Consider the following 21,702-nt stretch of genomic DNA (forward strand, 5'->3'; position numbering starts at 1 on the left):
CCAATCTTTATAGTTCTTTTGTATACTTTCCATTGAACACAAAACGGCAGGGTTTACCATGGAACCATTTGATGTCATAAAGGCTACGGGTGAAAGAGAGGCTTTTCAGTTATCCAAACTCAAACGCTCGTTAAGCAATGCAGGTGCTCAGCCAGAGATTATAAACTCAGTAATAAACGACCTGGAAAAGAGTGGCTTTTTTACAGATGGTATGTCCACCAAAAAAATTTATAAAGAAGCCTACAGCTTGCTAAGGCAGAAATCCACCCGTATTGCCGGACGATACAAGTTAAAAGAGGCTCTTCTCGACCTTGGACCTTCCGGCTATCCTTTTGAAATTCTGATTTCAGAACTCTTCAAAAAACTTGGATATGCAACTCAGGTTGGGTGTGTTGTAGAAGGAGAATGTGTTTCTCACGAAATAGATGTGATCTCCAAAAAAAATAATGAGCACCTGATCATGGAGTGCAAATTTCACAACCGGCAAAATCATCATTGTAATGTCACCATCCCGTTATATGTCAGGTCACGTTTTGTAGATGTAAAAACCGCATGGGTCAAACAGCATAAACTCAAAAATCAAACCTATTCAGGATGGGTAGTTACTAACACTCGGTTTACTGCAGATGCCACAAAATACTCCAATTGCATGGGACTGAAATTGCTAAGCTGGAGTTACCCAAAGAACAATGGATTAAAGGATCTGATCGGCAGGACAGGCCTTCACCCAGTAACATGTCTGTCAGACATCGATAAATCTGAAAAGCAACATCTACTGAAGAATGATATTGTACTTGCCAAACAGATTTGTGAAGACTTAAAGACCCTTACCCGGCTTGGGTTTCACAAACAGCGGGCAGAAAGCATACATAAGGAAGCAATTGAAATTTGTAACCATAGAGTGAACTGATCATGAGTACATCCATTAAGATCCATTTTTTAGGCGCTTCCGGTACCGTTACCGGTTCCAAATACCTTATTCAGACTCCCGACAAAAATCTTCTTATAGATTGCGGGATGTTCCAGGGAATAAAAAAACTGCGTGAACTGAATTGGCAGCAACTTCCTGCCAAAGCCTCTTCTATTGATCTCGTGTTGTTGACACATGGCCATCTTGATCACAGCGGTTTTCTCCCGAGATTGGTCAAAATGGGCTTTAAGGGCTCAATATTGGGAACTGCACCAACCCTTGATATCGCTGAGATCATATTGCGGGACAGCGCTAAGATTCAGGAAGAAGACGCTGAAAGAGCCAACAAAGACGGATTTACCAAGCACAACCCGGCCGAACCACTTTACAATATAAGTGATGCCGAAAAAGCCATTAACCGGTTCCAAAAGCAACAAGAAGCTGAGTGGATAGAGATCGACGACAACATTAAAGCTCGCTTTCAATACAACGGGCATATTATTGGGGCCACTTTTATTGAAATAGATCTTCACGGTAAGCGGTTTGTCTTTTCAGGGGATATTGGTCGCCCCGATGACGCCTTGCTCAGAGATCCAAAGAAACCTGAAAGTGCAGATATATTATTCATGGAATCAACCTATGGCGACCAGAAGCATATTGAAGAAGACACCTCGGGAAAACTTAAACAGCTTATTGATGAAACCACTCAAAATGGCGGCACCCTTATTATACCGAGTTTTGCCGTCGAACGAGCACAGCTGTTGATGTATCTGATCTGGCAACTTCATAAAAAGGAACTTATCCCCGCCTCACTTCCTGTCATACTAGACAGTCCCATGGGAGCCCGGGCGCTGACCACTTTTATCAAGTTTCCTGATTGGCATAAATTAACTGAAAAAGATTATGCTGACATGACTGACCGGATTCATATCGTTGAATCCTATAAAGAGACCTGGAAGATCATTGAAGATACAAGCCCAAAGGTCATTATTGCCGGAAGCGGCATGGTAACCGGCGGCAGGGTTCTCACTTATCTAAAGCAGTATCTGGACAGAGAAGAAACCACTGTACTATTAGCCGGTTTCCAAGCCGAAGGCACACGCGGGCGGCAGCTATTGGATGGTGCTGAAGAAATCAAATTCTATGGGAAGTATTATCAGGTTAAGGCCCGTGTCGATATTTTGGACGGACTCTCAGCTCATGCTGATCAAACAGAATTACTGGATTGGTTATCTGAAATCAAAAAAAAGCCTGAGCACGTTTTTTTGGTTCACGGCGAGCCTCAAAGCCTTGATATGATGCGCGTTAAGCTGAAAGACACCCATGGATGGGAAGCACACATACCCGAGCTGTACGAGATCGCTAACATACAGCTCTGATGGATTGTTAGCCTCTCTTTTGTTTCCAATCAATGACTTAATTATAATATTGGATAACATAAACCAATTTAAAGCTGCCATGAAAGAGACGATCTTAACTTATCATGATGATGAAATAAAAGTGACTTGGGACAAAGAACGCTGTATTCATGCTGCGGAATGCGTCCGGGGCTTACCCAAAGTATTTGATACAGATCGTAAACCATGGATCAAACCTGAAATGGCATCAACGGATGCTCTCACAAAAACCATTGAAAAATGCCCGTCCGGTGCCCTGCATTATGAGTTGAAAAAATCTGACCGATCGGAAAAGCCACCTGAACAAAACGTGATCACCATTGATGAAGATGGTCCTCTTTATATTTACGGAGAAGTAGTCATCAAAGATCTGAATGGCGAAATTATATTGGAAGACAAACGGGTAGCGATGTGCCGTTGCGGTAAATCCAAAAATAAGCCGCTTTGTGATAATTCACATATTGATGAAGGTTTTACAGCAGATACATCTTTTAACCCGGAAAGATTACGCACAGAACCTGTGAAAGGAAAGGGAGGAAAGTTATCAATCACCTTATATAAGGATGCACCATTTCTTGTTGAGGGCAACTACGATCTGATCGGCAGTGATACAGGACGTGAAACCTGCAGTAAGAAAATGAGCTTTTGTCGGTGCGGAGCTTCGCAAACCAAGCCATTTTGTGATGGAACTCATAAGAAAATTGGATTTGTTAGTGATTAATTGTTATTCCTTAATCATTAATAGGGTATTTATTAATTTACACAGGTTGTTTGTCCTGTTTCTCAAAACGAATTACCATTAACGAATTTACGAATACACGACATGTCTAATCCCAAGATCATAATAGCCATAGCGGCTTTTCTATTGGCTATTGCCGTTGCAGCCGGTGCTTTTGGCGCTCATGCCCTAAAAAATATTCTATCACCTGAACGACTTGAAACATGGCAGACTGCAGTCCAATATCATGCCTGGCATGCACTGGGGCTTTTTCTGATCGCCATGATCGGAGCCCAGCTTGATATTACCGTAACATGGCCGGCTTCACTGATATTTGCCGGTATTCTTATTTTCTCAGGCAGCCTATACACGCTTTGTCTTACCGGAATAGGATGGATGGGCGCTATCACACCGATCGGTGGTGTTGCATTTATTGCCGGGTGGATCTGGTTTGGCATCAAGATGTTGAAGTGAATTGTAAGTGACGAATAGGACTATATGATTATAACTAATACAAAACGACTCATACCTCTCACACTTTTTATCATTCTGACATTTAGTGCCCATACTTTTGCACAGAATGAGGTGATACGTGAAAGAAACTCATTGTATGGCATCAAAGAATTTGGAGTTTCTGTGAATATTGAGCGGCCACTTAGTTTAAATACAGTCCCCTTTAAATCCGATAGTGTCCGGCAATTGATCATCGATAGACTAAGTTCCCTTCCCATAAACATTATTGATGACAGCACACTGAAACAGTCTGATCAGCTGCCGCTGTTGCATCTTCACATCAATATTATGAATAACGTGGGAGGTGTGCACCCGTTTGCAGCTGAGCTAAAGTTTTATCAACCTGTAAAATTGCCTCTCAATAAAAACATTCAAACCATGGGTTCCACTTGGGCCGACAGCTTTATTGGTGTTGTCACCCCTGATCTCATGAACTTTATAGCAGCAAAATCTGCCGGGTTAGCTGAAAACTTCCGTTCAGACTATGAGATCGTGAATTAGCCCGTGCATATTTAAGCTTTCTACACACACTATACCCTACTACACGCAACTATGGAAGAAACTCCATTGGGCGATAATACGCTCGTTTTCAAAGTTTTAGGAAAGATCTATTCTCTCACTGATGCAGAAACTTTGGAACATCGCTAGTACTTCCGGATCAATCACTAATGATACAATCTACGATCACATTGACCACTACTGCCAACTTATAGTGGAGAAATTGTCCAGAGCCCATATGGCTTAAGAAACATTTAAGAACACTCTGAAACTTATTAGCGGCCCTATTTATTTGGTGCCATTCTCTCGTACATCTTTTTTAATCTACCCCAGAAGAAATCGAACTGACCGAAAAGTGCCCCATAGATCAGTATAAATATATTATACATGGGGAAGATAGTAACCGCCCATATCAGTGTTTTAAACCAAAATGGATCGTGTGACTCAATACCTAATAATGGGAACAAAAAACGTCTGGAATAAAGCGCACTGATGCCGGTCAGAGAAAACACGATCAATATTATAACTAACTGCCAGTTGCTCTGAATTCCCCAACGGGACTTCATTTTTTCAAAAAAATTCATGTAAAAATCTTTATTTCTCTGAAAGTATCCTTTTTCTAAACCTAAGTGAAGTCAATTGTTTATAAATCCTAAAAAGCATTTTACAAAAAACATTACTGTACAGTTGCAATTTCTGTGCCTTGCAGGTAGTTTCTGATGCTAGGAAGGTCATCTATAAATATTTATACATCACGAACATATAGGGTATGCAAGCATATGTAACTGAGGCTGTTGGCACATTTTTCCTTGTATTGGTTTTTGGGATAACCGGAGACCCGCTTGCCATTGGCTTAACCTTGATGGCTTTGGTTTATATAGGGTATCCAAATTCAGGAGCTCATTTTAACCCTGCAATTTCACTCGCGTTTTTTTTAAAAAAGAAACTCTCCTTATCTGAATTCATCGGTTACCTGTTTTGTCAGATCATTGGAGCCTTCTTTGCTTCCTATCTCATCTTTGAGTTTGCTAACAGTGTATTTTACCTGGAACCGCCTGTTGACACTGACTTATATGAACAGGTCTTTTCTGAGGTTTTCTTTACAGCCATTTTTGTTAGCGTGATGCTTTCACTTACATTATCCAATCTGCATAGAAAGAATCAGTTTATGGGTTTAATCGTTGGTCTTACATTTACCGGAATGCTTATGGCTGCGTCACCATTATCAGGAGGAGTGCTGAACCCTGCATTTTCTGCCGGTACCGCACTATTCGATCTTCTTAAAGGGGGCAACTCATACATCAACTCTGTGCTTTTTATAATGAGTCCACTAGCCGGTGGAGCCTTAGCAGCCTTTACATCCTCATATTTTAATTCAAGATGGGGAGATTAAAATAGAACCGGCTTCCTTCACCAATTTCGCTTTCAACTTTTATATCTGTTTGATGGGCATTCAAGATCCCTTTAACTACAGAAAGCCCCAATCCGGTTCCTCCCTTATCCCTTGATCGGGCTTTATCTGTACGATAGAAGCGATCGAATAGTCTATCGAGGTGCTCTCTGCCTATTCCAGTTCCAGTGTCTCTGACAGATACTTCAACAGTTTCACCCATTCTTTCAAAACTAATTTCCACCTTACCTGTCTGGGTATATTTTATTCCGTTGGACACCAGGTTATCCAAAACTTGTTCCATTTTGTCAGGATCTGCATCCACGATACATGAGAATGTATTGGTTGTATCTAACTCGAGACCCTTTTTATGAGCTATAGGTTGATAAGCATGCTCAACCTCCTTGACCAGATTGTTGAGATCAAACTCTTTTCTATCAATAAAACTCTCATCAAAATCGTATCGTTGAAGGGTTTTGATATCCTCGAACAGCCTGGCTACTCGCTTAATCTGCTTTTGGGCTGTTACCATATACTGTTTTTTCTTATCCGGAGAAAGATTTTCCAATTCCAGCATTTCAAGTGCGCCTGAAATAGTATGCAACGGATTTCTGACCTCATGAGTTATATCCGCAAAGAACTGACTCTGCTTCATATTAAGCCTTTTAAGCTTCTCATTATCAGCTCTGAGGGTCCTTGCCATATGATTTAGGGAATCAGCCAGTGTCCCGAATTCATCGTTTCTCTTTAAATTGATCTTACGATCCAGATTGCCTCTTGCAATATCAAGAGCCGCTGCATTCAAATGCAATATCGGGGCAGCAATATACCGTGCAAAAAGGAAGCTCACTACAATAACAGCTGCGATTGAAAAGAACATGCCGGCATAGATAATGTGGCGTATACTCGCAACAGCAACATAATACTGGCTTTTATCCTGACTGATCCTCAGGTACTGAGCTGAATTATCCGAATCCCCCAAATCTACGTATGCGATCAATTTTGGTGAACTCTCAGTGTTTTGAATGATAGGCTCTCCATCTCTTTTTTCCAGCTCAGCCAACATTTCATTATCAAGAGCTCTTGCCACATCATCAAAGGCTTCATCCGGATGGGTTAAAAAACGACGCCCTGATCGGTCATATACTGCAACTTCATAATTAGAGAGCTCTGCCAACTCAACGATCTTCGGTTCAAATTGATCATCTTCTCTAAAACTACCGGTAGCTAAGCCCATGGAAAGGGCGTCTTTCTCAAATTGGTCGATCCCCTCGTCCAATAAGTAGCTTCGAATAGTTAAGATGGAATATGTACTTATGGTAATGATACCAATGACGAGAAGAATTATGTAGGTCCATGCCAACTTAGAGCGAATTTTCATGCGTGGAGGTATTCCTTATTGAATCCGTATCCAACACCGCGATAAGTTTTGATCAGCTTACCTTCACCTCCCATCTTTAACCTGAGATTTTTGACGTGAACGTCCACCGTGCGATCAAAGACGAATTTCTCTTCATCAGAGATCTTTTCAAGTATCTGTTGCCGGCTGTATACCAGTTTTGGATTCTGAAAGATCATTTCGGCTATTGTATATTCAGTGTGCGTCAGATCGATGAGCTCTTCGTTTATATACATTTCCTTCGAGTCCAGATCTACATATACTTTGCCGTATTGGATCCAGTTGCTTTGTTCCGGCGAACGGCGGCGGAGCTGCGTTTCAACGTGTGCTTTAACGAGATTAAGGCTGGCCGGTTTTTTAATATAATCGTCGGCACCTAGTTCAAGACCCTCGATCTCATCCTTTTCTTCATCTCGTGCCGTCAGAAATAATACCGGAATATCGTAGATAACAGGATGCTGACGGATGTTACTGCATATCTCTTTGCCATCGTGATGTGGAACCATGATATCCAATATAGCCAGATGAATATCATTTGCGTTCTCCTCAATATATGTGAGCGCCTGCTTTCCGTCTTTGGCCCATAATACTTTATAATCATTCAGTTCCAGAAAATTAGCCAGCATTTCACCTGACTCTTCTTCATCTTCCATTAAAAGGATGGTGTGTTTGTTGCTCATAGGTCAAAACTTATATTAATGTAATCCTTTTTTTTGTATCAAGGTTTTTTTGAAAAAATTACCTTAATTCCTTATCACTGTTGTAATATAATTTTATTACTGAAAATCTGAATTTACGCATGAATTACCAAGGAAAAACCGTGTGGATTACAGGGGCTTCATCAGGTATAGGAGAAGCTTTTGCTCACAAATTTTATAAACAGGGTGCAAACCTCATCCTTTCTTCGCGCCGGGAAGATGCCCTGTATAAGGTTAAAAATGAACTTGGTGCGGACACTTCAAATGTTAAGGTATTACCTCTTGACCTGACAAGGTCTGAAACATTTACTGATAAAACCAAAGAAGCTATTAAGGCTTTCGGCCAGATCGATGTATTGGTCAATAACGGAGGTATTAGTCAACGCTCTACCGTTCTTGAAACTGATATGGATGTATACCGAAGGCTAATGGAGATCAATTATTTTGGAGCCATTGGCCTAACCAAAGAAGTACTGCCACATATGACAGAGAGAAAGACTGGTCATATTATTGTGACCAGCAGCGTAGCCGGAAAGATCGGCACCCGCTTTCGGTCTGGCTACTCAGGCAGTAAGCATGCCGTACAAGGCTTTTTCAACTCTATGAGACAAGAAATGTATGATCATAATGTGACAGTTACCTTGTTATGTCCCGGCTTTGTTAAAACTGATATAAGTAAGCACGCTCTCACAGCCGATGGCTCAAAATTTGGAAAAATGGGAGATGCTCATAAGAAAGCAATGACACCTGAACAGATGGTTGAAAAAGTGATGCCTAAGATAACTGCAAAGAAAGAGGAGATCTTTGTTACAGGATTCAAAGAAAGACTGGCGATCTGGGTACAGCGAGTTTCGCCAACCTTATTGAACAAGATACTTAAGAATCAGAAGGTGACCTAGGTTCGTTATTGATGTATTCGTTGATGTTTTTACGTAAATCTGTTATACGAATAATGATTAATAAAACTAACCTAATCTTCTACGTTTTGTGAGATAAGCCAATAAAGATTGATCGAACTGTGCCTGAGTATCCATTTCCTCAAAATCGATCTCAAACTCGCTGCACGCCATTCTGAATTTCTTTGTGTATTCTTCAACCTTCTGTTGATAATCCTTCCGAACCTGTGCCGGCAATACCTCTATTTCATCTCCGAGTTCCATATCTTCAAACACAAAGCGCCGGTCAGGGAAGTCCAGGTCGCGCTCACTTTTCTTCTCAAGAACATTAAACAGTAACACCTCGTGCTTTCTGTGCCGCAGGTGCTTCAAAGCTGAAATCAGCTCACTGTGTTCACTCACGTTTTCAAACAGATCCGTAATAATGACTACCAGACTTCGGTGATTTAACCTCTCTGCCACTTCATGAATCGCCTGTGCCGATGCCGTTACACGCCTTTCGCCATCTCCTTTTTCTTCCCTGATAAGCTCCCGTTCCAGCTCCGTATAAATTTGCCTGAGATGAGCATAGGTTGATTTTGCCGGAATAAAGGCATCGATCTTTGAATTGAATGGGATCAGCCCGCATGCATCGCGTTGGCGGTGCATCAGATACATCAGCGAAGCTGCATAATGGATACCATATCTCAGTTTACTCCATTCTGCAAAGTATTTAAAGTTCATAGATGTACTGGTATCGAGCATAATATATGATCGCAGATTTGTCTCCTCCTCATACTGCTTCACATAAAACCGTTCCTTTTTGGCATACACCTTCCAGTCTATATGCTTAAAGTCATCTCCGGGATTGTACGGCCTGTGCTCTGCAAACTCTACACTAAAACCATGGAACGGGCTTTTGTGCAAACCGGAGATAAATCCCTCCACGATCTTCTTTGCTCGTAGTTCAAGGGAGGAAAGTTTTGATAATATGCTTGGTTCAAGGATCATACTCTATGGTAACAGTATAAATTAATTTTTAAAAGCAGATACTATATTAGCTTTAATCTTCACAAACTTTTCGCAAAGAAGGCCTATACTACACGCACTCACAAACTCATTAAGCATTCGTATTCAGGTTACACACCATGAAATCTATCTCAAAAGATCATGTTTCCATACTGATCGGGATCGTTGGTTTTTTCATACCTTTTTTTCTGAGCATTCCGGGACTATCCGAAGCCGGTCACGTGGCACTAAGTATTTTCATCATTGCCGCTATTTTCTGGATGTTTGAACCGGTTCCTATCTACGCCACCTCCATATTAGTGATCCTTCTTCAAGTCTTTTTCTTGAGTAAACAGGGTTTGCTGTTTCCTGAAGTGACCGCTGAATATTCGCCCAATGCTTACACAGAGTTCATTGGTACTCTTGCCAACCCCATCATTATTTTATTTTTAGGCGGCTTTGTTCTGGCTGATGCAGCCGTTAAATATGATCTGGATAAAAATCTGACTCGTATATTGTTAAAACCCTTTGGTTCAAGGCCAAAATTCATCATTCTCGGATTGATGATCGTGACCGGTTTACTTTCCGCATTTATGAGTAATACAGCCACAACTGCTATGATGATGACCGTTATCCTGCCCATCATTGCCAAAACAGAAACATCCGATCCATTACGTATAGGAATTGCATTAAGTATTCCATTTGCAGCAAATATAGGAGGTATCGCCACACCGATCGGAACTCCCCCGAATGCAGTGGTTATAGGTGCTCTTTCAAATCAGGGCATCGACATAGCTTTTACTGAGTGGATGGTCTTGGCAGGGCCGCTGGTGCTTATTGTTCTATTTGTTACATGGTTAATCCTTCTCTGGATGTTCAAACCTGAAACTGAATCCATCCCAATGGATCTGAAAGGTAAGTTTCAAAAAAACTCTTCAGCTATTCTTGTCTATGTAGTGTTCGGAGCTACCGTTCTGCTTTGGGTGTCTGAAAGCCTGCATGGAATTGGAAGCAGCATCATCGCCTTGATTCCAGTGACAGTTCTCGCTCTTACCGGTATCCTTGATAAAGACGGTATTCGTCAGCTACCTTGGGAAGTTCTCTGGCTGGTTGCCGGCGGAATCTCTCTGGGAATTTCGATGGAGAGCACCGGACTCGCAGAATGGATCATCACCAACATTGAATGGAGCATCTTTTCACCGGTATTCATGATCATCATCTTCAGCCTTGTGGCTATTGTGATGTCAAACTTCTTGTCGAATACTGTTTCGGCAACCCTTTTGATACCTTTGGCTGTAAGCCTTGCTACTTCCGGTGTTGCAGGTGAAGGCTTCAGTCTTGTGTTGATCAGCTTGGTGATTGGGGTCAGTGCCAGCCTTGCTATGATGCTCCCAATATCAACCCCACCCAATGCTATTGCAATAAGTACCGGTACGCTTAGAACCAAACATATGACGCGCGCCGGTTTTGTGATTGGAATCTTTGGTCTTATAATGGTAACTCTCTATGCTTTATTCTACTGGCCGTTAATCTTAAATTAGAAAACCATGGATCACAAAATTTACATATTGATCGTTGAAGACGAGCTCGAAGTGATGGATGCCCTTGTCAAAGATCTTGAAAACTTCGAAACCTTTTTTCCAGTTGAGACAGCAAATGATACGACCGAAGCCAAAAAAGTGATCGATTATATCCTTGATCACGGACATCAGATCGGGTTGATCCTCTGCGATCATGTCTTACCCGGCAAGAATGGGGTTGATCTGCTCATCGAGCTTCAGAAAAATGAGGATACCGAAAAAAGCAAAAAAGTATTGGTCACCGGTCAGGCAGGACACGAAGATACCATTCTTGCCATCAACAAAGCTGATCTGGATCATTATGTAGCTAAACCATGGACTGAGGAAGAGTTACAGGAGGTTGTCAGAGACCAACTGACTGATTATGTGATCGAAAACGAAAAAAACCTGCTAGCGTTCATGCAGATCCTTGATGCCGAAAAACTTTCAGAGTCCATGCGAAAACACAAAATGACCGACCATTAGAATGAGTGACCATCCAGGCATATCATGGCTTAATGATACAGAAGCCATTCTTAATTTTATCCGCAGGCTGATCAAAGAACTTCCTGAATTGAAGGAACGACTTATGGATCTTAATGAAGGAGATCTGCTATTTTCTCAGGGTGATCCGCTTGAATACATGTACCTGATCCTTGAAGGCAATATCACTTTAACCCGTATACAACCTGATGAATCAGAAGTTAAACTCATAACCCTTGGCGCCGGCAGCTTTGCCGGACTGATCGCTTTCACTACTGGCGAACCCACTCTTACGAGTGGCCGGATATCACAAAAAGGTCAGGCCTTGAAAATGCGACCGCAACAGTTTGAGCAATATCTGAATGATCACCCACGGTTAAAACACCCGCTGCAGCAACTGATGCTGAATAATATGATTCAACGGTATAAAAGTAACCTCAGGCTTCAGACAAGAACCCACCTGCTCAGTAAAGAGCTCAATAAAGAACGTAATGATCTAAAGAAAGCCTATGCTCAGTTAGAAGAAACGCATCAAATGCTGGTTCATCAGGAAAAAATGGCTACACTCGGTGAATTAGTTTCAGGTTTTGCCCATGAGGTCAATAACCCGGCCTCTGCTTTGATGAGAGCAGCTGAAAATCTGGTTGATATCTACTCAAAATTTGAAAGCAGCCACTATTCGTATAAACTGTTTAGACTGGGGCTACAATCTGAACCGGTAGACAGTAATACCCAGCGCGATCGTATGTTGATGATCGAGAAACGCTATCCATGGATCCACGACCGATCATCAGTTAGAAAGTTGGCCCATATGTCTGATGAAGCCTTGAAATTAATTGATGATAACCGAAAAAAAGGTGAGATGGATACCCTTATCAATCATTATGAAGCAGGTAAGATGATCCACAATATCCGTATTGCAAGTAAACGGATCGCAAATCTCGTTAAGAGTCTGAAAAGCTACAGTCGTCAGGATCAAAACAAGGAGGAACTGGCAGATATTCGGGAAGGCATCCAAGACACCATCCTTGTTCTCAGCAACCGACTCAAGTTTATTGATCTTGAGCTCAAACTAAACGAAATACCCAAAACGTGCGCTAATATCGGAGACCTCAATCAGGTTTGGACCAATATCATTGTGAATGCCTGCGATGCCATGAATGATCAGGGTAAACTGCAGATTTCTACTGAAACAGATCAGGAAAATATCATTGTTAAGATTTCAGATTCCGGGCCCGGTATTCCTGAGCATATCATCCCTAAGATCTTTGAACCGAATTTCACGACTAAAAATCAGGGCGCGGAATTTGGTTTAGGACTAGGATTGGCTATTTCAAGTGAGATCATTGGGCAGGCCGGTGGGAAAATTGAAGTTAGCAACAAGACCGATAGGGGAGCGGAATTCTCTATCTCGATTCCTATTCGGGACGATTGTTAGTCTCGCTTACTTTTGTTCCAACTTTAACTATCCGGCCCCCCTCATGAATAAAAAACGAACAACGCCTTCACCGAGTGAAATTGATCATTTAGATTCTCTGCTCCAAGAGATCATCCAAGCAGAAGTATATCATCTGGGCTCCTATAACCATTCCGTAAAACGGTATGATAAACGAATAAATATGTATGGCGGCACCGGGATTGTATATCTTCTACAGATGTTTGAAGAAAGTGAGCTTGTCAATAATCGCATAGGTGCCTATATGATCTTACCAACAGCTGATGACAGTTGTGGCTTTCATACCCACGGCACCCGAAAAGAACAAGAGATCTACCTGATAGTTCATGGACAGGGTAAATACCTGGAAAAAGATGACTGGGAGAGCGAAGTTCGCACATACCCACTTAACAAAGGAAATTTGACAACTGTGCGGGGTGATGCCTTTCATGCTGTAAAAAACACCTCTGACGAGCCATTGATTATTTTTGTACTTACAACCAATGAGCCTGAGTAACCAATTTTCTGTTAGCCGTTTTTTTTCGCTGCCTCATTCGCCATGAAGTATAGCTGCATAATTCGGATCTGATCATACCCTATCTTCTTTTTCATTCGATCATATACCACTTTTAACATGTGTGATCCCTTCTCATCAAATATCTTGATGATCTCGTCCTGTTGGCGCAGAGAAAGACTGGTTGAATCTGTTATACCATCCAAACGCAGATCATTGCCTTCTTTTAAATAATCTTTCAGATGATTCAGAATAGTGACTTCCTTTACCCCATATTCTTCGGCTAGATGAGCGATCGATTGCCCCTCATTAAAAGCTTTACCGATCTGCTGATGCAGCTCTATCTTCTCGAGTTCCTCAACTTTTTCCTCTAGCTTATCCTTCTTCGACTCAATATCATGTTCAGATGTGTATTTTTTGATCACTCCAATAAAAGCAGATCCATACTTCTTCAATTTAACATCACCGACACCGTACAACGGTAACAAATGTTCCTTATCCTTTGGATAGTAGAAAGCCATTTCCATAAGAGTAGTATCCGGGAAGATGGTATAGGGCGGTATGCCTTTTTCATCTGCTAACTTCTTGCGTTCTTTTCTGAGGATCTCAAACAGATCTTCATCATACTCTGCCTCAACATCACTTGCTACGCGTGATGCCTCTTCAGTACTCATAGCTGTAGCGGTTCTGTCCAATGTTCCATACACGTTCTCATCACCTTTCAGAACAGAGTGACCTTTATCCTCAATGATCAACTCCGCATGGTCTCCTTTTGAGAGATAATCCTGCCGAATCAGCATTCTTGAAAGCTGCTCCCACTGATTTTTCGACCACTCTTTACCCGAGCCATGCGACTCCAGTTTATCGTGCTCAAGTTCCAGAACTTTTTTTGCTTTAGAACCTCTCAAAACATTTATAACCTGTGTTTTTCCAAAACTTTCATCCAACTCAGAAATACATTTCAACAGTTTTTGCGCCTGTAGTGTAAAGTCTTCCACATCCTCATCTTTTGAAAGACAATTATCACACATCCCACACTCATCCTTGGGATATTCTTCCCCAAAGTATTTCATAAGCGGTATTCGACGACATTTTTTGGTCTCTATGAATTTCACCAGGTCTTGCAGATGTTTTTCAGCAACTTCCTTTTCCCGTCCTTCTTTTTTATTGATGAAGTATTTGATCTTGTGGCGATCATTGTAGCTGAACAGCATTACACAATCGGAACGCAATCCATCACGTCCGGCCCGGCCTATTTGCTGGTAATACTGCTCAATATTTTGCGGCATATCGTAATGCATCACAAATCGAACATTCGGTTTATTGATCCCCATCCCAAAAGCGATGGTAGCCACAATGATCTGCACATCATCCCGAATAAATTGCCGCTGATTTATTGCCCTGTCACGGTCAGACAACCCCGCATGATAAGGCTTCACGGAATAGCCCTCATCATCCAACGCCTGGTAAAGCTCATCAACCTGCCTGCGTGAAATACAGTAGATAATACCGGACTGGTTTTTACGGGTATACAAGAAATCCAGCACCTGATTGGTGGCGTCCTCTTTATCCGCAATTTTCAAAAACAGGTTTGGACGATCAAAACTGGCAATAAATTCCTCAGATTCACCAAACTCCAATGTGTTCTTGATGTCTTCACGGACCCTTGGTGTAGCTGTCGCCGTCAAAGCCATACAAGTTGCTTCAGGAAATATCTCTTTTCTTACCCGGGCAAGCTCTCGATAATCCGGTCGAAAATCATGGCCCCACTCAGAAATACAGTGTGCCTCATCTACTGCAAATAGTTCTACTTTTATGTCCTTTAAAAGCTCTCTGGTTTTATCCATCAATAGGGTTTCAGGAGCAATGTAAAGCAATTTAGCTTTCCCATTCAGTACCTGTCGACGGTTGTATCCATAGGCTTCGGGAGATAGTGAACTATTTAGGTGAACCGCATTGATATCATATTCACGGAGCTGCTCTACCTGATCTTTCATCAGCGATATCAGGGGAGATACCACAACCGTAAGCCCATCAAATATGAGCGCCGGGATCTGATAACAGAGTGATTTACCACCACCGGTTGGCATGATTACTAGTGCGTCTTTTCTCTTGAGTGCCTGACTGATGACATCTTCCTGAAGGGGACGAAAGGTATCGTAACCAAATGTTTCTTTTAGGGTCTTCTTAGCTTCTTGGATCACAGATTTGTAGGGTTTTGGGATTTCACAGATTGATTTTTGTCTTTATTTATCTGTGAGTTCACTTTTAAATTCTTATAGTTTTTGAGTTGAGCTATACGCTTAAAGGTAAGGCTGTTTTCGCCAAAATTTAAAAGTAATGCTACTTCAAGTTTATAAGCTTTTAAATAGTTTAAAACCTGAGAGATTATGCTGATCATTTATTTCTCCAACTGCTTTTAATTCAACCAATATTTTCCCTTCTACGAGAAGATCAACTCTCCTGCTTCCGACTTTAGCACTCCGATAGAAAAGTGGCATGGAAATTTCACTTTCAAAGCTTAACCCCTGATTTGTTAATTCATGACGATGGTATACAATTTCCGAAAAACCATTGCCTAATTCAGAGTGAACTTGCATCGCAGAGCCAATGATCTTACCTGTCAGTTTTTTGTATTTGAAATCAGGAATTTGAGTATCCGCCATAATAAACTATTGAATTCTTGTTCATTAGTAAGAGTGGCCTCAACTCAATTCCTTACACACTTATCAAATTATTTTGGATTTTAAGATTGCACATGACAATCGTTGACTCAATAATAATCCCAAAATCCATCCATCCTATAAATCTGTGATCCTTATTTTGACAGATACAAGCTCTTGAACTCATATGGCTTCTTGAAGTGCTCATCATTAAAGTCCTTAGCAAAGTAGATACTTTCACCGGTTGATTTCATTTCCGGGCCGAGCTCTTTCTTCACTTCAGGAAATTTATCGAATGGGAACACCGGTTCTTTGATGGCCCAATTCACCAACTTTGACTCCAGGTCAAAATCCTTGAGCTTGGCACCAAGCATTACTTTTACACCGATGGCAGCTTCTGGTCTTTGTGTGGCTTTGGCCAGGAATGGAATGGTTCGGGTGGTTCGTGGATTGGCCTCCAACACATAAACTTTATCATCCTTTACGGCATACTGCACATTAAGGAACCCAAGAATTTCCATATTTTCTGCAATTTTCAGCTGATGATCTTCAATGGTTTTGATGACTTCATCACTTAGGGAGTAGGGTGGAAGTACTGCAGTTGAATCCCCGGAATGAACTCCGGCCGGCTCAATATGTTGCATGATTCCGGCTATGTGAAGCTGGTCACCATCGTATACTGAATCCACATCCACCTCAATGGCATGCTCCAGATATTTGTCGATCAGAAAGGCGTTTTCAGGATGAGTTTTGAGGATATTCGCTACATACTTTCGCAGCTCTTCTTCTTTAACCGCGATGCGCATACCCTGACCACCAAGTACATAACTTGGTCGTATCAGTACCGGATACCCAATTCGGTCCGCAATTTTAATAGCTTCTTCCACTTCATGTGCTGTTCCATATTCAGGAAAGGGAATATCCAGTTTTTTCAAAAATTTAGAGAACTCGCCACGATCCTCGGCAAAGTCTATCATCTCAAAATCAGTTCCGAATATATTAATTCCTTCTTCCACAAAACGTTTCCCGAGCTTCAGTGCCGTTTGACCACCAACCTGAAGGATCACACCTTCCGGTTGTTCGTGATCTATGATATCCAGCACGCGTTCCCAATATACCGGCTCAAAATAAAGCTTGTCGGCAAAATCGAAGTCGGTCGATACAGTTTCGGGATTACAATTCACCATAATGGCTTCATAGCCCATTTCCTTCGTGGCTAAAACAGCATGCGTACAAGAGTAATCAAACTCGATCCCCTGCCCAATTCGGTTAGGGCCACTGCCCAGGATCAATACTTTCTTCTTGTCTGTGACTTCACTTTCATTCTCGCCTTCATAAGCTGAGTAGTAGTATGGAGTTTGTGCCGGGAATTCAGCCGCACAGGTATCTACCATTTTAAATGATGGGGTGAGACCAAGTTCTTTACGTTGGTTACGTACTTTTTTGTCGTCTACTTTCTCACCGCTCTTGCTCAGCAAATATGCGATTTGTGAATCTGAAAATCCGGCTTGCTTTAGTTCAAAGAAATCCTCTTTTGAGATCTCTTTCAATGTCTGCCCTTCGGTTCTGTTTTCCAGTGAGACCATGTATCGGATCTGCTGCAGGTACCAGGGGTCTACTTTAGTAATGTCGGCTATTTCCTCTACGGACGCAGCCATTTTAAAAGCATTTCGGATCTGCATAGAGCGGTCCCAATAAGGCTTCAGTAGGCGTTCACGGACTGTCTTTCGATCGAATTCTTCATAACCGTCGGCTCCCAACCCATCGCGACCTACTTCCAGCGACTGCCATGCTTTGTTCAGTGCTTCAGGGAAATTTCGCCCTATCGACATCACCTCACCCACAGCTTTCATCTGGGTTGAAAGTTCTTCATCCACACCGGGAAACTTATCGAAATTGAAGCGCGGTATCTTACACACTACATAATCGATACTGGGCTCGAAACAAGCAGATGTTGTTCCGGTAATCTGATTATTCAACTCATCCAAGGTATAACCAACGGCTAGCTTTGTTGCCACCTTTGCGATCGGATAACCTGTTGCCTTAGAGGCCAGCGCAGAAGAGCGACTCACCCGTGGGTTTATCTCGATAGCTACTAATCGGTCTGAGCCGGGCTCCATGGCAAACTGCACATTACAGCCGCCAGCAAAGGTTCCTATACTGCGCATCATCTTGATGGCAGCGTCCCGCATGTTTTGAAGCTGTTTGTCGCTCAGTGTCTGGGTTGGAGCCACTGTAACTGAATCTCCAGTATGGACTCCCATTGGATCCATGTTTTCAATGGAGCAGATGATAATGACATTGTCATTAGCATCACGCAGAAGCTCAAGCTCGTATTCTTTCCACCCGAAAATGGACTCCTCGATCAGCACCTGATGGACTGGACTCATTTCCAGTCCGCGCAGTACTTTTCGTTCAAATTCATCCTCATTCCAGACAATACCGCCACCGGCTCCGCCCATGGTGAATGAGGGGCGGATCACGATCGGCAAACCACCCAATTCTTCCTTAATTTCTTTGGCATCAAGCAGTGACTGTGCCGTACGACTCTTACACTGTTCGATGCCGATCTCTTCCATTTTATCACGGAATAATTGGCGGTCCTCGGTCAGCTCCACTGCATCGATATCCACTCCAATGATCTTAATATCGTTTTCTTTCCAGAAATTCTCTTTTTCAAGATCACGGCAAAGATTTAGTCCCGTTTGGCCACCCATGGTTGGGAGTACAGCATCCGGGTTTTCCTTAGCTACAATTTCCCGGATGGAGTCAGTGGTCATAGGCAGCATATACACTGCATCGGCCATGATAGGATCCGTCATAATAGTAGCCGGATTCGAGTTGATGAGCACGATCTCATATCCTTCTTCCTGAAGAGAGCGGCACGCCTGTGAACCGGAGTAGTCAAATTCGCAAGCCTGACCAATTACAATAGGTCCTGAACCAATGATCAATATTTTTTGGATGTCGTCGCGTCTGGGCATGTGTTTAGTGAGTGGTTATTTGTTATTGGTGAAATGAGTTAGTTCAATGTTGGATGTTCCTTGTTCGATGTTCACTTCCGCATCATATCTATGAATTGATCGAACAAATAGGCAGAATCATGCGGTCCAGGGGATGCTTCGGGGTGATACTGAACCGAGAACCCCGGGAAGTTTTTGAATTTTAGTCCCTCAATCGTTCCGTCATTCAGATTTATGTGGGTAACTTCAGCGATCTTTTCGTCAAGCGAATCCTCATCAACGGCAAATCCGTGGTTTTGAGTTGAGATCTCTACGAGACCTGTCTCAAGATTTTTCACGGGCTGATTTGCTCCCCGATGACCTACATACATCTTGGTCGTTTTTAGTCCTTCGCTGAGCGCCATCAACTGATGACCGAGGCAGATCCCAAACATTGGCTTGCCTGATTCCTTGGCATAATTTACAGCTTCAAGTGCATATTCTGCTGTCGCAGTTGGATCACCTGGACCGTTACTAAAAAAATATCCGTCAGCTTCCCACGCTTTTATTTCTTCGAGTGGAGTCTTTGCCGGGAAGATACGAAGTGTACAGCCACGTTTATTCAAGTTGTTGATGATATTCTGCTTGATGCCGTAATCAAAAGCAGCTACACGGTAATCATCCGAACCATTTACAGTTTGAGCTTCGGTACGGCTGACTTTGGTTGCCAGTTCCAGACCTTCCATATCATCCCAGCCCTTGGCCATCTCGACAAGCTTGGCCTCATCCATTTCTGTACTTGAGATAACTGCATTCATCACCCCTTTTTCACGAACGTGACGTACCAGCTTCCGTGTATCAACTCCGGTAATGCCGGTGATCTCATTGTCCTCCAGATATTCCTGAAGACTGCGATCGGCCATAGTGTTGCTATATTCATGAGAAAACGCCCGGCATATGATACCGGCCACCATAACCTTTCGGGCTTCATCATCCCGGGGTTGGGTACCGTAGTTCCCAATATGCGGATAGGTCATCATCATCAGTTGACCGTAATAACTTGGATCAGTAAAAATCTCCTGATAGCCGGTCATACTGGTGTTAAAACATAGCTCTCCACCGGTTATGCCTTCATGGCCAACGGCCTTGCCATGGACAACGGTTCCGTCTGAGAGTGCAAGTATGGCTTTTTTTCTTTCGTTTAGTGACATGGTTTAGATATAGTTCTGGGTTGGTGAAATTGGTATTTGATGAGAATCTGGATTGCAAAACACAGGTTGGGCCTTGGCTACTTTGACCCACTTTTTAATCCCCACACAAGCGTGGAAATTTCCTAAATCATTGAAAAAATCAATTAAAGAGTCTTCCTCTCCCGGGATAGGAAACGAAGGTGAGGGTCGATGGGGCCAAGGTTTCTGCCTCAGAACACCAAAAAAAATGGTATATAAAAACGAGGAAAGAAATTTTAGCCCAAAAAAAATCCGACTACGGAAACCGTGTCGGATTTGAAAAATGATATGGGCAAATAAAAATGCCATCAATCGCGCGACCTCCATTTGTGGGCGTGCGCCGGTAGTGCTTCAAAGCTATGGATTGCTAAATCGTTAATTTTTGGTATGAGCTTTTTTGAAGTTTGCCTAAGATAAGGAGTGGAGGAATTGGATTCAATTTTTGATTACAGTATTTATGAATCTTTCCGAAAATTTCACTTTAAATGTTGGGTTTTGAACCACGGATTAATCGGATTTTTTGATGAACACGGATTTACATTCTTATCCGTGAAATCCCCTAATCCGCTTAATCCGCGATTCAACACATTTTATTATATTCTTTTCAAAATTCGGGATAATGGGGAGAAGAATGAAATCAGATTTAAAGTATCATGATCTCACAGAGAAGATAATTGGAGCTTCCTTTGCGGTTCACAATTTTTTAGGAAATGGATTTCAGGAAGTCATTTATCAGAGAGCATTAGCTTATGAATTTCAAAAGGCAGAGTTAACTTTTGAACGGGAAATTGACCAACAAATTTATTACCGAGACCTGGAATACCCTATCGGAACGCGTAGAGCAGATTTTGTAGTAGACGAAAAAATATTAGTTGAGATAAAAGCCGTTTCTGATCTGGAGGATGTTCACATGGCTCAAGCTCTTAATTATCTGAAAGCCTATAGATTGGAAGTAGGGCTGCTAATCAATTTTGGCTCAAAAAGTATGGAGTTTAAACGGTTAATTCTTTCGCAGGGGAGAATCACGGATTAATCGGATTTAAAGATGAACACGGATTTTCTAACTAATCCGTGAAATCCCCTAATCCGCTTAATCCGCGTTTCGAAACCTCATCCAAAATCCCTCGGAGTCTCTTTCACCAAAGAACCCGTCAGCGTTGCCAGGCCACTTACCAATCCGCCAAGTATTGCAGTAATAAGTACTACTAAAATTGGTGAACCCACCGAAAGTATTTCTGCAATTCGAGAGGAGAGAATTCCATCATTGGCTACATGTATGTAGAGCGCTTGCCCTCCCCAAAGCAGGAAAAGGGCTAAAAACCCCCAGGCAAATGAAGACAGCGCTTTTTTATTAAATATGTACCCAAAAATGAGCCCCGGAATGGCAATGCTCCACCAGGGCAAAAATAGGTTCAGTAGAAAAGCAGTAATAATGATCAGGGCTGTGAGCAGCATCAGGAGTTTATGTTGG

General features: G+C 42.2%; 22 protein-coding genes. 12 read left to right on the top strand and 10 right to left on the bottom strand.

The features are described from left to right. Nucleotides 1-58: 58 nt before the first annotated feature. The 5 genes from ACKGJO_RS11695 to ACKGJO_RS11715 all read left to right on the top strand — a co-directional run bounded on the left by ACKGJO_RS11695 (nt 59) and on the right by ACKGJO_RS11715 (nt 4,039). A complete protein-coding gene (locus tag ACKGJO_RS11695) occupies nt 59-910 on the top strand; it encodes an ATPase (RefSeq protein WP_411323621.1) in 852 nt (283 codons plus the stop codon). A gap of 2 nt (nt 911-912) precedes the next feature. Next, nucleotides 913-2,289 carry an MBL fold metallo-hydrolase RNA specificity domain-containing protein gene (locus ACKGJO_RS11700; protein ID WP_411323622.1) on the top strand — a complete coding sequence of 459 codons (1,377 nt, stop codon included), beginning with the start codon at nt 913-915 and terminating at the stop codon, nt 2,287-2,289. Between the two features lie 79 nt (nt 2,290-2,368). After that, nucleotides 2,369-3,028 (top strand): CDGSH iron-sulfur domain-containing protein, encoded by a 660-nt coding sequence (locus ACKGJO_RS11705; RefSeq protein ID WP_411323623.1) that lies wholly within the window; start codon nt 2,369-2,371, stop codon nt 3,026-3,028. Nucleotides 3,029-3,130: 102 nt separating this feature from the next. Next, nucleotides 3,131-3,499: a DUF423 domain-containing protein gene (locus ACKGJO_RS11710; protein ID WP_411323624.1), complete on the top strand. Its 369-nt coding sequence runs from the start codon at nt 3,131-3,133 to the stop codon at nt 3,497-3,499. Between the two features lie 24 nt (nt 3,500-3,523). Further along, complete coding sequence (locus tag ACKGJO_RS11715) at nt 3,524-4,039, top strand: hypothetical protein (RefSeq protein ID WP_411323625.1); 516 nt, start codon at nt 3,524-3,526, stop codon at nt 4,037-4,039. Between the two features lie 281 nt (nt 4,040-4,320). Here the strand turns inward: ACKGJO_RS11715 and ACKGJO_RS11720 are convergent, their stop codons facing one another. Next, nucleotides 4,321-4,620, bottom strand: coding sequence for a DUF6787 family protein (locus tag ACKGJO_RS11720; protein WP_411323626.1), 300 nt, complete (start codon nt 4,618-4,620; stop codon nt 4,321-4,323). A gap of 185 nt (nt 4,621-4,805) precedes the next feature. Between ACKGJO_RS11720 and ACKGJO_RS11725 the strand changes: the two genes are divergently transcribed. Next, nucleotides 4,806-5,429: an MIP/aquaporin family protein gene (locus tag ACKGJO_RS11725; protein ID WP_411323627.1), complete on the top strand. Its 624-nt coding sequence runs from the start codon at nt 4,806-4,808 to the stop codon at nt 5,427-5,429. On the opposite strand, the gene ACKGJO_RS11730 is transcribed toward ACKGJO_RS11725, so the two are convergent. Together ACKGJO_RS11730 and ACKGJO_RS11735 are read right to left on the bottom strand one after the other, a co-directional pair. Beyond that, nucleotides 5,407-6,807, bottom strand: coding sequence for a sensor histidine kinase (locus tag ACKGJO_RS11730; RefSeq protein ID WP_411323628.1), 1,401 nt, complete (start codon nt 6,805-6,807; stop codon nt 5,407-5,409). The two genes, ACKGJO_RS11725 and ACKGJO_RS11730, sit on opposite strands and share 23 nt — an antisense overlap. After that, nucleotides 6,804-7,505, bottom strand: coding sequence for a response regulator transcription factor (locus tag ACKGJO_RS11735; RefSeq protein ID WP_411323629.1), 702 nt, complete (start codon nt 7,503-7,505; stop codon nt 6,804-6,806). The genes ACKGJO_RS11730 and ACKGJO_RS11735 overlap by 4 nt, the downstream gene beginning before the upstream one ends. Before the next feature lie 119 nt (nt 7,506-7,624). Here ACKGJO_RS11735 and ACKGJO_RS11740 point away from each other — a divergent pair, with 119 nt between their 5' ends. Further along, complete coding sequence (locus tag ACKGJO_RS11740) at nt 7,625-8,422, top strand: SDR family oxidoreductase (RefSeq protein ID WP_411323630.1); 798 nt, start codon at nt 7,625-7,627, stop codon at nt 8,420-8,422. A 66-nt stretch (nt 8,423-8,488) separates the two neighbouring features. Here ACKGJO_RS11740 and ACKGJO_RS11745 read toward each other — a convergent pair whose 3' ends face one another. Continuing rightward, nucleotides 8,489-9,409, bottom strand: coding sequence for a DUF58 domain-containing protein (locus tag ACKGJO_RS11745; RefSeq protein WP_411323631.1), 921 nt, complete (start codon nt 9,407-9,409; stop codon nt 8,489-8,491). Nucleotides 9,410-9,546: 137 nt separating this feature from the next. On the opposite strand from ACKGJO_RS11745, the gene ACKGJO_RS11750 reads away from it, so the two are divergent. The 4 genes from ACKGJO_RS11750 to ACKGJO_RS11765 are packed head-to-tail and all read left to right on the top strand — an operon-like array spanning nt 9,547 to nt 13,400. Then, nucleotides 9,547-10,947: an SLC13 family permease gene (locus ACKGJO_RS11750; protein ID WP_411323632.1), complete on the top strand. Its 1,401-nt coding sequence runs from the start codon at nt 9,547-9,549 to the stop codon at nt 10,945-10,947. 6 nt (nt 10,948-10,953) lie between these two features. Then, the gene (locus ACKGJO_RS11755; RefSeq protein WP_411323633.1) at nt 10,954-11,451 is read left to right on the top strand and encodes a response regulator; all 498 of its coding nucleotides are present in this window, start codon (nt 10,954-10,956) and stop codon (nt 11,449-11,451) included. A gap of 1 nt (nt 11,452) precedes the next feature. Next, the gene (locus tag ACKGJO_RS11760) at nt 11,453-12,886 is read left to right on the top strand and encodes an ATP-binding protein (protein WP_411323634.1); all 1,434 of its coding nucleotides are present in this window, start codon (nt 11,453-11,455) and stop codon (nt 12,884-12,886) included. A gap of 43 nt (nt 12,887-12,929) precedes the next feature. Continuing rightward, nucleotides 12,930-13,400: a cupin domain-containing protein gene (locus ACKGJO_RS11765; RefSeq protein WP_411323635.1), complete on the top strand. Its 471-nt coding sequence runs from the start codon at nt 12,930-12,932 to the stop codon at nt 13,398-13,400. A gap of 11 nt (nt 13,401-13,411) precedes the next feature. Here ACKGJO_RS11765 and recQ read toward each other — a convergent pair whose 3' ends face one another. The 5 genes from recQ to carA form a co-directional block, all read right to left on the bottom strand. Further along, complete coding sequence (gene recQ / locus ACKGJO_RS11770; RefSeq protein ID WP_411323636.1) at nt 13,412-15,601, bottom strand: DNA helicase RecQ; 2,190 nt, start codon at nt 15,599-15,601, stop codon at nt 13,412-13,414. Next, nucleotides 15,598-15,798, bottom strand: a complete 201-nt coding sequence (locus ACKGJO_RS11775; protein WP_411323637.1) for a GxxExxY protein — start codon at nt 15,796-15,798, stop codon at nt 15,598-15,600. Before ACKGJO_RS11775 ends, recQ begins: the two co-directional genes overlap by 4 nt. Further along, entirely contained in the window at nt 15,752-16,063 is a 312-nt protein-coding gene (locus ACKGJO_RS11780) for a GxxExxY protein (protein WP_411323638.1), read from the bottom strand. The genes ACKGJO_RS11775 and ACKGJO_RS11780 overlap by 47 nt, the downstream gene beginning before the upstream one ends. Before the next feature lie 152 nt (nt 16,064-16,215). Further along, nucleotides 16,216-19,044: a carbamoyl-phosphate synthase large subunit gene (gene carB, locus ACKGJO_RS11785; protein ID WP_411323639.1), complete on the bottom strand. Its 2,829-nt coding sequence runs from the start codon at nt 19,042-19,044 to the stop codon at nt 16,216-16,218. A gap of 71 nt (nt 19,045-19,115) precedes the next feature. Then, on the bottom strand, nt 19,116-20,213 hold the full coding sequence (gene carA, locus ACKGJO_RS11790) for a glutamine-hydrolyzing carbamoyl-phosphate synthase small subunit (RefSeq protein ID WP_411323640.1): 1,098 nt from the start codon (nt 20,211-20,213) through the stop codon (nt 19,116-19,118). 649 nt (nt 20,214-20,862) lie between these two features. Here carA and ACKGJO_RS11795 point away from each other — a divergent pair. Next, on the top strand, nt 20,863-21,264 hold the full coding sequence (locus ACKGJO_RS11795; RefSeq protein ID WP_411323641.1) for a GxxExxY protein: 402 nt from the start codon (nt 20,863-20,865) through the stop codon (nt 21,262-21,264). Between the two features lie 77 nt (nt 21,265-21,341). Here the strand turns inward: ACKGJO_RS11795 and ACKGJO_RS11800 are convergent, their stop codons facing one another. Next, on the bottom strand, nt 21,342-21,686 hold the full coding sequence (locus ACKGJO_RS11800; RefSeq protein WP_411323642.1) for a hypothetical protein: 345 nt from the start codon (nt 21,684-21,686) through the stop codon (nt 21,342-21,344). Nucleotides 21,687-21,702: the final 16 nt, after the last annotated feature.

The sequence above is a fragment of the Gracilimonas qinghaiensis genome (genome assembly GCF_046602855.1).
Taxonomy (GTDB): domain Bacteria; phylum Bacteroidota; class Rhodothermia; order Balneolales; family Balneolaceae; genus Gracilimonas.

Coding starts and splice junctions, on each gene's coding strand:
- ACKGJO_RS11725 (WP_411323627.1), top strand. CDS start 4,806: ATGCAAGCATATGTAACTGAGGCTGTTGGCACATTTTTCCTTGTATTG.
- ACKGJO_RS11775 (WP_411323637.1), bottom strand. CDS start 15,798: ATGATCAGCATAATCTCTCAGGTTTTAAACTATTTAAAAGCTTATAAA.
- ACKGJO_RS11695 (WP_411323621.1), top strand. CDS start 59: ATGGAACCATTTGATGTCATAAAGGCTACGGGTGAAAGAGAGGCTTTT.
- ACKGJO_RS11740 (WP_411323630.1), top strand. CDS start 7,625: ATGAATTACCAAGGAAAAACCGTGTGGATTACAGGGGCTTCATCAGGT.
- carA (WP_411323640.1), bottom strand. CDS start 20,213: ATGTCACTAAACGAAAGAAAAAAAGCCATACTTGCACTCTCAGACGGA.
- ACKGJO_RS11720 (WP_411323626.1), bottom strand. CDS start 4,620: ATGAATTTTTTTGAAAAAATGAAGTCCCGTTGGGGAATTCAGAGCAAC.
- ACKGJO_RS11800 (WP_411323642.1), bottom strand. CDS start 21,686: ATGCTGCTCACAGCCCTGATCATTATTACTGCTTTTCTACTGAACCTA.
- ACKGJO_RS11795 (WP_411323641.1), top strand. CDS start 20,863: ATGAAATCAGATTTAAAGTATCATGATCTCACAGAGAAGATAATTGGA.
- ACKGJO_RS11755 (WP_411323633.1), top strand. CDS start 10,954: ATGGATCACAAAATTTACATATTGATCGTTGAAGACGAGCTCGAAGTG.
- ACKGJO_RS11750 (WP_411323632.1), top strand. CDS start 9,547: ATGAAATCTATCTCAAAAGATCATGTTTCCATACTGATCGGGATCGTT.
- ACKGJO_RS11735 (WP_411323629.1), bottom strand. CDS start 7,505: ATGAGCAACAAACACACCATCCTTTTAATGGAAGATGAAGAAGAGTCA.
- ACKGJO_RS11780 (WP_411323638.1), bottom strand. CDS start 16,063: ATGGCGGATACTCAAATTCCTGATTTCAAATACAAAAAACTGACAGGT.
- ACKGJO_RS11710 (WP_411323624.1), top strand. CDS start 3,131: ATGTCTAATCCCAAGATCATAATAGCCATAGCGGCTTTTCTATTGGCT.
- ACKGJO_RS11705 (WP_411323623.1), top strand. CDS start 2,369: ATGAAAGAGACGATCTTAACTTATCATGATGATGAAATAAAAGTGACT.
- ACKGJO_RS11765 (WP_411323635.1), top strand. CDS start 12,930: ATGAATAAAAAACGAACAACGCCTTCACCGAGTGAAATTGATCATTTA.
- ACKGJO_RS11760 (WP_411323634.1), top strand. CDS start 11,453: ATGAGTGACCATCCAGGCATATCATGGCTTAATGATACAGAAGCCATT.
- ACKGJO_RS11730 (WP_411323628.1), bottom strand. CDS start 6,807: ATGAAAATTCGCTCTAAGTTGGCATGGACCTACATAATTCTTCTCGTC.
- ACKGJO_RS11745 (WP_411323631.1), bottom strand. CDS start 9,409: ATGATCCTTGAACCAAGCATATTATCAAAACTTTCCTCCCTTGAACTA.
- ACKGJO_RS11700 (WP_411323622.1), top strand. CDS start 913: ATGAGTACATCCATTAAGATCCATTTTTTAGGCGCTTCCGGTACCGTT.
- ACKGJO_RS11715 (WP_411323625.1), top strand. CDS start 3,524: ATGATTATAACTAATACAAAACGACTCATACCTCTCACACTTTTTATC.
- carB (WP_411323639.1), bottom strand. CDS start 19,044: ATGCCCAGACGCGACGACATCCAAAAAATATTGATCATTGGTTCAGGA.